At 69.0% G+C, this 13,011-nt stretch carries 13 protein-coding genes; 9 read left to right on the forward strand and 4 right to left on the reverse strand.

Going from position 1 to position 13,011, the window contains the following annotated elements; translation table 11 throughout:
* The first annotated feature begins 807 nt into the window (after positions 1 to 807).
* The 3 genes from ACMGFG_RS11455 to ACMGFG_RS11465 all read left to right on the forward strand — a co-directional run bounded on the left by ACMGFG_RS11455 (position 808) and on the right by ACMGFG_RS11465 (position 2,665).
* A complete protein-coding gene (locus ACMGFG_RS11455) occupies positions 808 to 1,356 on the forward strand; it encodes a JAB/MPN domain protein-containing protein (protein WP_436930464.1) in 549 nt (182 codons plus the stop codon).
* Complete coding sequence (locus tag ACMGFG_RS11460) at positions 1,353 to 1,832, forward strand: FAD synthase family protein (protein WP_436930465.1); 480 nt, start codon at positions 1,353 to 1,355, stop codon at positions 1,830 to 1,832. The genes ACMGFG_RS11455 and ACMGFG_RS11460 overlap by 4 nt, the downstream gene beginning before the upstream one ends.
* Before the next feature lie 95 nt (positions 1,833 to 1,927).
* Positions 1,928 to 2,665, forward strand: coding sequence for a hypothetical protein (locus ACMGFG_RS11465; protein WP_436930466.1), 738 nt, complete (start codon positions 1,928 to 1,930; stop codon positions 2,663 to 2,665).
* 97 nt (positions 2,666 to 2,762) lie between these two features.
* Here ACMGFG_RS11465 and ACMGFG_RS11470 read toward each other — a convergent pair whose 3' ends face one another.
* A complete protein-coding gene (locus ACMGFG_RS11470) occupies positions 2,763 to 3,944 on the reverse strand; it encodes a pyridoxal phosphate-dependent aminotransferase (protein ID WP_436930467.1) in 1,182 nt (393 codons plus the stop codon).
* Between the two features lie 29 nt (positions 3,945 to 3,973).
* Positions 3,974 to 4,384 carry a 6,7-dimethyl-8-ribityllumazine synthase gene (ribH, locus tag ACMGFG_RS11475; protein ID WP_436930468.1) on the reverse strand — a complete coding sequence of 137 codons (411 nt, stop codon included), beginning with the start codon at positions 4,382 to 4,384 and terminating at the stop codon, positions 3,974 to 3,976.
* 142 nt (positions 4,385 to 4,526) lie between these two features.
* Between ribH and ACMGFG_RS11480 the strand changes: the two genes are divergently transcribed.
* Entirely contained in the window at positions 4,527 to 5,744 is a 1,218-nt protein-coding gene (locus tag ACMGFG_RS11480; RefSeq protein WP_436930469.1) for a 5-(carboxyamino)imidazole ribonucleotide synthase, read from the forward strand.
* A gap of 110 nt (positions 5,745 to 5,854) precedes the next feature.
* On the opposite strand, the gene ACMGFG_RS11485 is transcribed toward ACMGFG_RS11480, so the two are convergent.
* On the reverse strand, positions 5,855 to 7,324 hold the full coding sequence (locus ACMGFG_RS11485; RefSeq protein ID WP_436930470.1) for a PAS domain-containing protein: 1,470 nt from the start codon (positions 7,322 to 7,324) through the stop codon (positions 5,855 to 5,857).
* Positions 7,325 to 7,476: 152 nt separating this feature from the next.
* Between ACMGFG_RS11485 and purE the strand changes: the two genes are divergently transcribed.
* Positions 7,477 to 8,130 carry a 5-(carboxyamino)imidazole ribonucleotide mutase gene (purE, locus tag ACMGFG_RS11490; RefSeq protein ID WP_436930471.1) on the forward strand — a complete coding sequence of 218 codons (654 nt, stop codon included), beginning with the start codon at positions 7,477 to 7,479 and terminating at the stop codon, positions 8,128 to 8,130.
* A 34-nt stretch (positions 8,131 to 8,164) separates the two neighbouring features.
* Here purE and ACMGFG_RS11495 read toward each other — a convergent pair whose 3' ends face one another.
* Positions 8,165 to 9,013 carry a class I SAM-dependent methyltransferase gene (locus ACMGFG_RS11495; protein ID WP_436930472.1) on the reverse strand — a complete coding sequence of 283 codons (849 nt, stop codon included), beginning with the start codon at positions 9,011 to 9,013 and terminating at the stop codon, positions 8,165 to 8,167.
* Positions 9,014 to 9,139: 126 nt separating this feature from the next.
* Between ACMGFG_RS11495 and ACMGFG_RS11500 the strand changes: the two genes are divergently transcribed.
* The 4 genes from ACMGFG_RS11500 to ACMGFG_RS11515 are packed head-to-tail and all read left to right on the forward strand — an operon-like array spanning position 9,140 to position 13,009.
* Positions 9,140 to 9,547 carry an NADH-quinone oxidoreductase subunit A gene (locus tag ACMGFG_RS11500; RefSeq protein ID WP_436930473.1) on the forward strand — a complete coding sequence of 136 codons (408 nt, stop codon included), beginning with the start codon at positions 9,140 to 9,142 and terminating at the stop codon, positions 9,545 to 9,547.
* A gap of 2 nt (positions 9,548 to 9,549) precedes the next feature.
* Positions 9,550 to 10,248: an NADH-quinone oxidoreductase subunit B gene (locus tag ACMGFG_RS11505; protein WP_135364348.1), complete on the forward strand. Its 699-nt coding sequence runs from the start codon at positions 9,550 to 9,552 to the stop codon at positions 10,246 to 10,248.
* Positions 10,245 to 11,936, forward strand: a complete 1,692-nt coding sequence (locus tag ACMGFG_RS11510; RefSeq protein WP_436930474.1) for an NADH-quinone oxidoreductase subunit D — start codon at positions 10,245 to 10,247, stop codon at positions 11,934 to 11,936. Before ACMGFG_RS11505 ends, ACMGFG_RS11510 begins: the two co-directional genes overlap by 4 nt.
* Entirely contained in the window at positions 11,936 to 13,009 is a 1,074-nt protein-coding gene (locus tag ACMGFG_RS11515; protein WP_436930475.1) for a complex I subunit 1/NuoH family protein, read from the forward strand. The genes ACMGFG_RS11510 and ACMGFG_RS11515 overlap by 1 nt, the downstream gene beginning before the upstream one ends.
* Positions 13,010 to 13,011 lie beyond the last annotated feature (2 nt).

The raw sequence follows: 13,011 nt of genomic DNA on the forward strand, positions 1-13,011 counted from the left end.
ATCGAAAACAGGGGAAAAGCGGGACAATATAGAACGTCACGAAACAGGTCACGAAGCGGTTGATTTCAGGTACACTGGGAACGATTGACCTCCTCCTCCGCCTGAAGGCGGAGGAATCCGGCCATCGGATTCGGGCGGTTGACATCCTTCGGTTCCAACCCGCACTCGGAGGGAACCGGCGACACACCGGGGGAACTCTCGATTGTCTCCCTCGTAGGGCTGTGGCCCGGTCAATGAGGCCCCATCGGAGTCCGTGTCATCGCCGTGCGAACCACCGCCGGTTCGCCACCCCTTGTGGTTCGGGGACGGCATCTCACCGACTCCGTAGCATCCGTGTTGACAGGGGCCACGGGCTAAATTCCATCGACAAACGGGCCGAGTGTCGCTCGACCTCCGCCTAAAGGCGGAAGTATGCGCTTGCATCTCTATCATCTGCTAAGTAGACGTGCAAACCCACTTTTTGCTACGGAGAGCTCCTCGCTCGGCCTTCGGCCTCGCTGCGGGGATCCTCCGTGGCAAAAACTTGGGGAAAAAAGACCGGACGGCGCGCTCGCTTCGCTCGCTTGCGTCCGGTGAACCGCCTCGCTCACTGCGTTCGCTCGACGGATGCTCGCATGCTAAGTCCATCACCTGCATTGAGCATCCGGCGCCGAAGGCGCCGGTTCTTCCGCTGGAGCGGGGCGACGCCCCGCGGAAGCGGCCTTTTTCACCCATGTTTTTGGCGGAGGGGTGGGCGCGGTTTGCCCACCCCTCCGCGAAAAAGATGGTTTGGAAAGCCTTGTTACGCGGGCTACCCGAGACGTTGGTATGGGACTGTTCCGCTCGGGCGAGGTGGTCGGCATCGCCGAGGCCGCCCTGGAGTTCGCGCTGGAGGCCTCGGAGGACGCCCACCCCGACGAGTACATGGGGTTTCTGCGCGGCGAGGACGCCCGGAAGTTCGACCTCGACTACGAGGGCACCGTCCTGACGGACGTGCTCGTCATCCCGGGGACCGAGTCCAACCCCGTCAGCGCCACCGTCGACTCCAGCATGATCCCCAACAACTCCCGGGCGGCGGGGTCGATCCACTCCCACCCCAACGGCGTGCTCCGCCCGAGCGACGCCGACCTCCAGACGTTCGGCAAGGGGAAGGTCCACATCATCGTCGGCGCGCCCTACGGGCGGTCGGACTGGCAGGCGTTCGACCGCGAGGGCGAGCCCGTCGACCTGCCGGTACTCGATATCGAGATGCCCGAGGACGAGTTCTTCGACTTCTCCCAGGAGGACATCGACGCCGAGCTCATGGAGGAGCGCGATTACGGGACCGAGGGAGCCGACTTCCGCTCGGAGCCCGACGACGAGTGGGGCGAGCGATGACCGAGGAGCGAGTCGACGATGGACCGGACGACCGGCGACCACCCGGTGACGACCGCCTCGTCGTCGCACAGGGCACCTTCGACATCCTCCACCCCGGACACCTCCACTACCTCCGGGACGCGAAGGCGATGGGCGACCGGCTGGTCGTCATCGTCGCCCGCTCGACGAACGTGACCCACAAGGAACCCCCGGTGGTCCCCGGCCCGCAGCGCCGGGAGATGGTCGCCGGGCTCGACCCCGTCGACGAGGCGCGACTGGGCCACCCCGAGGACATCTTCGCGCCCATCGAGGAGCTCGACCCGGCCGTGATCGCCCTGGGCTACGACCAGCACCACGACGAGGAGGGGGTCCGCGCCGCGCTGGCCGAACGGGGCATCGACTGCGAGGTCCGCCGCGCGAGCGCTTACGAACCCGACTACGAGGGGCTGCTCTCCTCGGGCCGGATCGTCGACCGGATCCTCGACGAACGCGGGTAGCCGTCGGTTTCGCACCGTCGAACGCACGCTCCGGGGTGTCGGCAGATTGTGTAATCAACGAATGATTTAATCCACAGCGGCGCGCCTCGGGGGGTATGCAACGGGTCACGGTGGAGGACGTGCCGTCGTGGGCGTATCGGGGGTTGGAACTGTTCCTGCTGGGGCCGACGGTCCTCTCGGCGCTGTTCGGCATCGGGATCATCGTCGTGGGTGTGTTGAGCCTGGGATCGAGTTCCGGCGGCGCCGCGGGTGCCGGCGCGGCGGGGGCTGCGGGGACGGGCGCCTCGGCCGGCACGACGGGCGCCGGCTTCACGGCGCTCGTGGGCGGGATGGCGGTCGTCTGGCTGCTCGCCATCGTACTGGGGCTGCTGTCGATCGTCGCCGTCCCGCTCTTCCTGTACCTCGACGCCTCGAAGGTGGCCGAGCAGGGTCTGGAGTGGGAGCCCAGCCCCGGGCTGTACGTCGTGCTCGGTTTCTTCGTCAGCGGGCTGGCCGTGTTACACTACCTCTACAAGCGCCACGAGTACGTCGTCGACTGGGTCGGCTCGGAGGCGTGGTGGTACGTCGCGATGGCCGGCGCCGCGCTCGGCATCGTCGGCGTCGTCGGCGCCGCCGCCAACCCCATCATGCTCGGCGTCGCGATGCTGGGCCTCCCGCTGTTCGTCGTCGGGATCTACAGGGACGCCACCTTCGTCCGGCTCAACAGCGAGTGGCGACCCAACCCGGTGAACCACTTCCTGATCGGACTGCTCTCGGCGGTCCTCGTCGTCCCCGGCGTGCTCTACTTCGGGTACTTCGCCTACAAGCGACACAGCCACGTCGGGCTGGTCTGAGCGAAACCGGCGCCAGCGGCGGCGCTGGTCGGTTTTCGCGACCATCGCCGACAGCGAGACGGACGGGAAAATCCGAGCCCGGTCGAACGGAGCGAAGCTACAGCAGGTCGTGCTCGGCGAGGCGTTCGACGCCCTCGCGGAGTCGCTCCTCGTCGTTGGCGTAGGCCAGGCGGACCCAGCCGGGGGTGCCGAACGCGCTGCCCGGCACGGTCGCGACGTGGGCCGTCTCGATGGCCTCCTCGGCCCAGGCAACGTCCTGTGGCTGGTCGCCGTCGCCGTCGATCCGGCTGTCGGCGACGGGCAGCATCAGGTAGAACGCGCCGTCGGGGACGGGCACGTCCTTGCCGTGCTCGGCGAACAGATCGACGAGCATGTCGCGGCGGTCTTCGAACGCCGAGCGCATCTCCTCGACGGCCTCGTCGGTGTTCTCCAGGGCCTCGACGCCGGCGTGCTGGACGAAGTTGACCGCGCAGGTCACCGAGTGGCCGTGGATCTTGCCGGCCTGGTCGACGACCGACTCGGGGGCGGCGTAGTAACCCAGCCGCCAGCCCGTCATCGCGTAGGCCTTCGAGAAGCCGTTGAGCGTGATGGTGCGGTCGGCCATTCCGTCGAGCGTGCCGATGCTCGTGGCCTCGACGCCGTCGTAGGTGATCTCCTTGTAGATCTCGTCGGAGATCACGGTCACGTCGTGCTCGACGGCGATGTCGCGGACCCCTTCGAGGGCCTCGTCGGAGTAGACGGCGCCGTGGGGGTTGCCCGGGGAGTTGACGACGAGGATCTCCGTGTCGTCGGAGACGGCCGCGGCGAGGTCGTCGAGCGCGGGTTCGAGCTGGAAGTCGTACTGTGCGGTGTCGACGCGGTTCAGCGAGCCGTCCGAGAGCTTCACCATCGCCTCGTAGGAGACCCACGCGGGGTCGACCAGCGCCACCTCGTCGCCGTCGTCGATGAGCGTCTGGAAGACCTCGAACAGCCCCTGCTTGCCGCCGGGGGTGACGACGATGTTCTCGGTCCCGTACTGGGAGAGGCCGTCGTCGCGGAGCTTGTCGACGATGGCCTCCCTGAGTGCGGGGATGCCGTTGGAGGGGGTGTAGCCGGTGTGGCCGGCGTCCATCGCCGCCTTGCCGGCTTCCTTGACGTTCTCGGGGGTGTCGAAGTCGACGATGTCGCCGACCGAGAGGTCGACGACGTCGACACCCTCGGCCTCCAGCTCGGAGGCCTTGTTGCTGATCGCGACGGTCGCGCTCGGTTCGATCCTGTCGACGCGTGCTGCGAAGTCCATGGTTGTGTCTGTAGTCGTCCGCGGTGTGGTCACGGGAGCTGTTCGACGAGGTCGACGGCGCTGTCGACGACGGTCGCGCCGTAGTCGGTGCGCGCCTTCGCCTCCGCCGCGCTCATGCCGGGGCCGATGACCCCGAACGCGACCGGGGTGTCCCGGTCGAGGCTCACGTCGGTGAGTCCCTGGGCGGCGGCGTCGGCGATGACCTCGTCGTGGTCGGTGTCGCCCTCGACGATGGCGCCGATGACGGCCACGGCGTCGATGTCGTCGCGGCGGGCCAGCCGGTCGGCGGCCAGCGGCGTGTCGTAGGAGCCGGGCACCTCGACGGTCGCGGCGACCTCGGCGTCGCGCTCGGCGGCGGCCTCGCGGGCCGCAGCCTCCATCGCGTCGACGACCGACCCCTCCTTGTCGAACTGGGCGACCACCAGACCGAGCTGTACCATATCCGGGGCGAAGCGAGCGCGCATAAAAGAACTACCGAACCCGACGCGCTCGACCGCCGGGCGGGCACCGACGCGAGTGTTGCCCACCGAACGCCGCCGGAGAGGGACACGCTTATTCCCGCCGGTGGGCAACCCCGGCGCAATGACACTCACCTCGCCCGGACCGACGCTCGGCGTCGTCGGCGGCGGCCAGCTCGGCCGGATGCTCGCCGAGGCCGCGGCGCCGCTCGGCGTCGAGGTCGTCGTCAGCGACCCGACCCCCGACGCCCCGGCCGCGCCCGTCGCCCGCGACCAGGTCGTCGGCGACTTCGACGACCCCGGGACCGTCCGCGAACTCGCCGAGCGGTCCGACTTCCTCACCTTCGAGATCGAACTCGCCGACCCGGACCTGCTGGAGCGGGTGAGCGAGGAGACGGACACGCCGGTCCACCCCGACCCCGAGACGCTGCGGATCATCGAGGACAAGCTCGTCCAGAAGCGCCGGCTGGCCGAGGCGGGCGTCCCGGTCCCCGAGTTCCGCGAGGTGAACTCCGCCGACGAACTCCGCGACGCGCTCGACGACCTGGGCTACCCCGCGATGCTCAAGGCCCGGAAGGGCGGCTACGACGGCCGCGGGAACGTCCCCGTCGAGTCGCCCGACGACGTGGAGACGGCCTTCGCCGAGATCGTCGACGCCGCGCAGGGCGGGAGTCAGGCGGACCCGTCGGGCGTCGCGATGGTCGAGGAGATGGTCGACTTCGAGCGCGAGCTGGCGGTGATGGGCTGTCTCGGCAGCGAACGGTGGGGCGACAGCGGGGCGCCCGAACGCGACACGTTCCCGGTCACCGAGACGATCCACCGCGAGGAGATCCTGCGGGAGACCCGGTCGCCGCCGGCGGCCGACGGGGCCGTTCGCGAGCGCGCACGCGAGGTCGCCCTCGATGTCCTCGACGTGATGGAGGGCCGGGGCGTCTACGGCATCGAACTGTTCCAGGGACCGGACGACGAGATCCTCCTGAACGAGATCGCGCCGCGACCGCACAACTCCGGCCACTGGACCATCGAGGGGTGTCACACCTCGCAGTTCGAACAGCACGTCCGGGCCGTGACCGGCCGGCCGCTGGGCGACACCGGCCGGCGCGCGCCCACAGTGTCCGCGAACATACTGGGCGATGTCGAGGAACGCCAGGTCGCCAGGCTCTCCGGCGAGGACGCCGTCTTCGCGCGGCCGCGCGCCCACCTCCACTGGTACGGCAAGCGGGAGGTCTACCGCCTCCGGAAGATGGGTCACGTGACACTCGTCGGCGGGGGCGACGAGCGGACGGACCGGCTGCTGGCCGACGTACGCGAGCTACGGAACGAGCTGACGTTCCGGGACTGAGAACGGGCTGCCGTTCCGGAACCCGGGGCGGGTTGCGGTTCCGTGACTGGCGGCGGACTCACCGGCCAGGCCCCACCGACCGGGATGCGGTCACAGGGAGGACGGTCCGGTCACAGGGGGGACGGTCCGGTCACGCCGTCGCCGTCGGGCGCCCGGTCGGCCTGCGGGAGTGCGATCTCGATCGTCGTCCCGTCGGGGCCGCGCTCGACGACCTCGACCTCGCCGTGCGAGCGCCTGACGATCCAGCGGACCAGCCACAGCCCCATGCCGCTGGCGTGGAACACCGGCGAGATCTCGCGGTGTTCGGTGATGATGTTGGCCTCGTGGTCGGGCAGCCCCGGCCCGTCGTCGCTCACCAGCACGGTCACCGCCCCGCCGTCCGCGTCGACCGCGACCCGGACGTTCGACGCGCTCGCCTCCCGCTCGCCCCCGTGCTCGACCGCGTTCTCGACCAGCTCCTCGACCGCCTGCCCGACGGCGGGGATGGCCCTGGCGGTCGCGTCGTCGTCGCCGTCGTACGTGACATCCGTCCCGCCGGGGCGGGTGTCGAACTCCTCGACGATGCCCGCGACGACCGCGTCCACGTCGACGGCGCCGTAGTGGTGTTCCTGCAGGAGGACCTCGGTCGCGTCGTGGGCCTTCTCCGTGAGCTGCATCAGGTCCCGGGCGGCCGACCGGATGCGCTCCGCCGCGGCGTCGCTGCTCGCATCCGGGGGCTCGCGCCGCTCCAGGAACTCGGCGGTGCCGTCGACGACGGTCATCTTGTTGCGCATGTTGTGCCGGAGGACGCGGCCGAACACGCGGACCTGCTCCTCGCGCTCGCGGCGCTCGCTCACGTCCCGGCCGACCCCCACGACCAGGTCCTCCCCGTCGGGGTCGTCGAACAGCGCGGCGACGAACTCGTAGGGGATCGGCCCGCCGTTCCTTGGCTGGACCTCCGTGACCCGGCGGGCCGACCCCTCCTCGAACACCTCGGCGACGAACGTCGCCAGCCGCTCGGTCGCGTCGCCCTCGAACAGCTCCGTGACGCCACAGCCCGCCAGTTCCTCGCCGTCGTAGCCGGTGACCGTCTCGACCGTGCGGTTCCAGTCGACGAGTTCGCCGTCGCGGTCGAGCGCGTAGAACAGGTCGTCCAGCGAGTCCAGCATCGCCTGCATGTACCCGCGCTGGCGCGCGAGTTCCCGCTCGCGCCGCTTGCGGGTGGTGATGTCGCGCGCGACGTAGACGACGTGGTCGTACGCCTCGCCGCGGACCGGCGCGATCCGCCCCTCGAACCACCGCTCGCCGCCGCCCACGTCGAGCGTGTACTCGAAGGTCCGGACCTCGCCGGTCTCCAGCGCCGCCGCCAGGTTCGTCACGATCCGGTCGGCCGTCCCGTCGTCGAACACCTCGTCGACCCGCTCGCCCAGCAGTGCCTCGGGGTCGTCGTAGAGCAACTCCCGGGAGGCCGGGCTCGATAACACCTGCACGTACCGGCCGTCGGCGTCGAGGATGAACCCCACGTCCGGGAACGCCGTGACCAGCGCGTCGAGCTCGGCCGCCGGCGGGAGCGACCCGCCGTCCCCCAGTGGTGGCACCATTCCCCGAATATCGACCGCTCAGACGAATGAAAGAGGTGCCCGAACACTGTGGTGGTTCCCCGTCGGCTCGCGCCTGCGGGCTGGCGTCGCTCGCGGTCGCAGTCCGGTCCGGATCGCACACGCTTACGGCCCCGCGCCGCGGACACTCGCCCATGACCGCCGACTCCGTCCAGTCGATAATCGACCAGCTCCACGAACAGGCCGAGATGGACCTGCCGAACGAGGCGACCCCCGACGTTGGCATCGTCATGGGGTCGGACTCGGACCTGCCGACGATGGCCGGCGGCAAGGGCAAGCGGCCGGGCGCGACGGCCGCGCTGGCCGACGAACTCGGCTTCGCGGAGCAGACCGACTACGAGGACGCCCCCGACAGCCGGTTCACCTTCGAGACGTTCGTCGTCTCCGCCCACCGCACGCCCGACCTGATGTACGCCTACGCCGAGACGGCCGAGGAACGCGGGATCGACGTGATCATCGCCGGCGCGGGCGGCAAGTCCGCCGACCTGCCGAACATGACCGCCTCCATCGCCTACCCGCTCCCCGTGATCGGCGTCCCCGTCCAGGAGAAGTCCGTCGACTCGGTCATCGGGATGCCACAGGGCGCGCCCATCACCGCCGTCGACGCCGGCAAGTCGTTCAACGCCGCGCTCACGGCGGCCCAGATCCTCTCCCGGCAGCACCCCGAGATCCGCGAGCGCCTCGTCGAGTACCACCAGGGGCTACAGGAAGGCGTCGGCGAAGTCTCCCGGGACCTCCACGAACTCGGCACGCCCGGGTTCAAGGACGCGTACTGGGACGAGTCGTAGCCGTCGCGTTCGGGACTGGCCGCTCCGCGGCCGGTCATTCGGCCGGCTTCCGCCCCGAGACGACCCGTACCTCGTCGGCCTGCCTGAACGGGCCGCCCAGGTCGTCGAGCCGCTCGCGCAGTTCGGCCTCGAACTCCGCTTTCTCGTCGCCGAAGGTCGCGGGCGAGCAGAAGGACAGCGAGAAAACGTAGCCGACCACCTCGTCGACGGTCCACTCGCGAGTCCGATCGAAGGTCGCCACTTCCACGTCCGCGAACCCGTGGTCGGCGAGCATCTCGTCGTACGGGTTCTCGTAGGGCTCGGTGCGCGGGCCGGTGCGTTCGGGCAGGTCGTCGAGGTATTCGTCGGCGAGGTCGTAGACTTCGTCCTGCCACGCACGTTCGCCGCCCGTGAGCCACTCGGTGTCGCCGAAGACGGCGACGCCGCCGCCCGGGCGGGTCAGCTCGCGGATCCGGTCGAGTGTCGGCCGGCGGTCCATCCAGTGGAACGCGCGCCCCATCGTCGTCACGTCGAACGGTCCCAGGTCGTCGCCCACCGACCCGCGGAGGTCGGCGTCCGAACCCTGGACCCACTCGATGTTGTCGGCCCCGTCCCGGCGGGCCTGCTCGCGCGCGCCGTCGAGCATCGCCTCGCTGGGGTCCATCCCCACGACGCGGCCGGCGCGGGCGGCGAGCGGGACGGCGATCTGGCCGGCGCCACAGCCCAGGTCCAGCGCGCGCGAGGACTCGTCGAGGGCGAGGCGGTCGACGAGGTGGTCGAGCGGCCGGTCGCCGTATCGGGGTCGGTACTCGGCGTAGTACGACTCGGCGCCGGCGAAGGGGTCGTCGGAGGGCACGGTCGGGAGCGGGAGCACCGGCCGAGGGGGCAAGAAGCTGTCGGCCATGGCGATCGGTAGGTCGGCCGTACCGCCGGTCGAACGTGTTTCGGGGGAATCGCGGCTCGAAACCGCCCGAGGACAACAATCAACCCTTATATGGCACCACCCCAAACCGTCGAACGATAGAGAGTCATGAGTAACCCATGGATAGCCATCGGGGCGCTCGCCGTCGTGGCGCTGGCCATCCCCATCACGATGATGGTGGCGTCGGCGCTGCTGCGGCCGAGCGTGCCGGAACAGGGGAAACGCGCCGTCTACGAGAGCGGCGAGGTCCCGACGGGCGACACGCGCATCAAGTTCAACATCCAGTACTACATGGTCGCGCTGTTGTTCGTCGTCTTCGACATCGAGACCGTCCTCATCTTCCCGTGGACGGTCATCTACCGCGACGCGGTCGCCAACGTCGGGCTCGCCGAGGCGCTGGTCCCGATGCTCGTCTTCGTCGGAATCCTCGTCATCGGGCTCGGCTGGGCGTGGCGCAACGGTGCGGTCAGATGGATCCGCAGCCCGCGCGCGCAAGCACAGCGGGTCGAACAGTAACCATGAGCAGCGACCACACACCAACGGCCGACGGCACAGACATCCAATCGACCCAGGAGGCCCGGCTGGGCGAGGGCGCGGACGACCGGTTCAACTCGACGCTCCGTGAGGCGTTCGGCTCCACGCCGTTCATCCTCACGAAGTTCGACAAGTTCATGAACTGGGTGCGGGGCTCGTCGATGTTCATGCTGCAGTTCGGGATCGCCTGCTGCAGCATCGAGATGATGCACACCTACGCGGTCAAACACGACCTCGACCGCTTCGGCGCCGGCGTCCCCCGCGCCTCCCCCCGGCAGGCCGACGTGATCATCGTCCCGGGGACCATCGTCTCGAAGTTCGCCCCGCGGATGAAGCGCGTCTACGACCAGATGCCCGAGCCCAAGTTCGTCGTCTCGATGGGCTCGTGTACCATCTCCGGCGGCCCGTTCCAGGAGGGCTACAACGTCATCAAGGGCGCCGAGGAGGTCATCCCGGTCGACATCCACGTCCCGGGTTGCCCCCCGCGGCCGGAGGCGCTCGTCTACGGCGTCGCCAAGCTCCAGGAGCGCATCGCCAACGGCGAGTCCGCGCCCGTGACGGTCAAGCCCTACGAGCTGGAGCAGTTCGGCGACCTCGAACAGGACGAGCTCGTCGACAAGCTCGCCGCCGAGATCGACGAGGAGGACCTCGTCATGCGGTACAACTGGAGTGACTCGCCATGAGCCTCGAAGAACCGGAGAGCGACGTGCTCGCGACGGAGGAGCAGGTCGGCGTCTCCGACGGCGAACTCGACTACGACGAACTCGCCGCGCTGCTGGGCGACACCGTCGTCGACCGCGAGAGCCACGTCAACGCCGAGGGGTTCGTCGTCCGTCCCGACGAGGTACAGGACGCTCTCTTTACCCTGCGCGACGAGGCCGGCTTCGACCACTGTTCCTGCGTCACCGCACAGGAGTACGACGACCGCTACGAGTCGATCTACCACCTCAAGAAGTACGACGACCCCACACAGGAGGTGTCGGTCGTCGTCCCGACGCCGAAGGACGCGCCGCTCAGCGAGAGCGCCGAGCCGGTCTACCGCACCGCCGACTGGCACGAGCGCGAGGCCTTCGACCTCGTCGGCATCGAGTACGAGGGCCACCCCGACCCGCGCCGCATCCTCCTCCCGGAGACCTGGCAGGGTCACCCGCTCTCCCAAGACTTCAGCGGCGAGGAACCGCAGATCGTCACGCTCCGGGAACACGCCAACCCGCTCCAGGAGGACCACCGCGGGGAGGACGACACGGACACGATGTTCGTCAACATCGGTCCCCACCATCCCGCGACCCACGGCGTGCTCCACATCGAGACGGTCCTCGACGGCGAGCAGATCGCCGACCTGGACCCGGACATCGGCTACCTCCACCGCTGCGAGGAGCAGATGTGCCAGCAGAGCACCTACCGCCACCAGATCATGCCCTACCCCGACCGCTGGGACTACATCTCGGCGGGCATCCTCAACGAGTGGGCCTACGCCCGCGCCGCGGAGGACCTGGCGGACATCGAGGTGCCGGAGTACGCGCAGGTCATCCGGACGATGTCGGCGGAGCTGTGCCGGATCGCGAGCCACATGCTCGCGCTGGGCACGTTCGCGCTGGACATCTACGGGGACTTCACGGCCCTGTTCATGTACGCCATCCGCGACCGGGAGACGGTTCAAAATATCCTCGAGGACCTGACCGGCCAGCGGTTGATGTTCAACTACCTGCGGCTGGGCGGCGTGGCGTGGGACCTGCCCGAGCCCCGCGAGGAGTTCTTCGAGAAGATCCGCGACTTCGTCGACGAGCTCCCCGAGCGGCTCACGGAGTACCACGACATGATGACCTCCAACGAGATCCTCCAGATGCGGACGGTCGACACGGGGGTCCTGCCGCCGGAGGAGGCCAAGTCCTACGGCGCGACCGGCCCGGTCGCCCGTGGGTCGGGCATCGACTACGATCTCCGCCGCGACGACCCCTACGGCTACTACGACCAGCTCGACTGGGACGTGGTCACCGAGGACGGCTGCGACAACTTCGCGCGCCTGCTCGTCCGGATGCGCGAGGTCGAGCAGTCGGCCCGGATCATCGAGCAGTGCGTAGACCTGCTGGAGGACTGGCCGGAGGACGAACGCGAGATCCAGTCGAACGTCCCCCGCACGCTGCGGCCGGACCCCGACACGGAGATCTACCGCGCGGTCGAGGCCGCCAAGGGCGAACTCGGCATCTACATCCGTAGCGACGGCACCGACAAGCCGGCGCGGTTCAAGATCCGCAGCCCGTGTTTCTCGAACCTCCAGACCCTGCCGGTCATGTCCGAGGGCGAGTTCATCCCGGACATGATCGCCTCGCTCGGTAGCCTCGACATCGTCCTCGGGGAGGTGGATCGGTGATGGTCGCGCCCGCGCTCCAGTCGGGGACGCCGTTCCCGAAGATCATCGCCGACCTGCTCGGGCTCGACATCAACGAAACCTGGGTCATCGTCGTGACGAGTATCGCCGCCGCGGGCGTCATCGCGACGGTGCTGCTGACGATGACCGCGGTGCTGGGCATCTGGGGCAAGCGGAAGATCACCGCCGCGTTCACCGACCGCATCGCGGTCAACCGCCACGGGCCCTACGGCCTGCTGATCATCCCGGCCGACGCCGTGCGCCTGCTGTCGAAGGAGCTCATCGTCCCGGAGGGCGTCGACCGCCCGGCCTGGGACCTGGCGCCGCTGGTCATCGCCAGTTCCGCGTTGCTGGGCTTCGCGGTCATCCCCTTCGGCAACAACCTGCAGCTGGCCGACCCCGAGACGGGGCTGGCCTACGTGTTCGCGGTCGCGTCGATCGCGTCGCTGGGTCTGCTGATGGCCGGCTACGCGTCGAACAACAAGTTCTCGTTCCTCGGCGGGCTGCGCGCGGTCGCGCAGAACCTCGCCTACGAGATCCCGCTGGTGCTGACCGGCGCCTCGGTCGTCATCTTCGCCGGGTCGCTGCAGATGTCGACCATCGTCGAGATGCAGCGCCAGACGCTGGTGAACCTCGGCGGGATCCCGATCCCCTCGTGGTACGCCTTCGTCAACCCGTTCGCCTTCGTCCTGTTCCTCGTCGCGAACCTGGCGGAGGTCGGGCGCAACCCGTTCGACATCCCGGAGGCGCCGACCGAGATCGTCGCCGGCTACCAGACGGAGTACTCCTCGGTGTACTTCGTGCTCATCTACCTCGGGGAGTTCATCCACATCTTCCTCGGGGGCGCGATCATCGCGACGATCTTCCTCGGCGGCGCCTCGGGGCCGGTGCTCCCGGGCGTCGTCTGGTTCTTCGCGAAGATGATCGCCGTCTACCTGTTCACGCAGTGGGCCCGGTCGGCGATCCCGCGGCTGCGTATCGACCAGCTCATCCAGATCGGCTGGAAGGGCATGCTCGTCCTTTCGTTCGCCAATCTGATCCTGACCGCCGTCATCGTCGGGGTGGTCAACGCATGAGC

Origin of the sequence: Halosimplex halobium, assembly GCF_051414055.1 — an archaeon.
Taxonomy (GTDB): domain Archaea; phylum Halobacteriota; class Halobacteria; order Halobacteriales; family Haloarculaceae; genus Halosimplex; species Halosimplex halobium.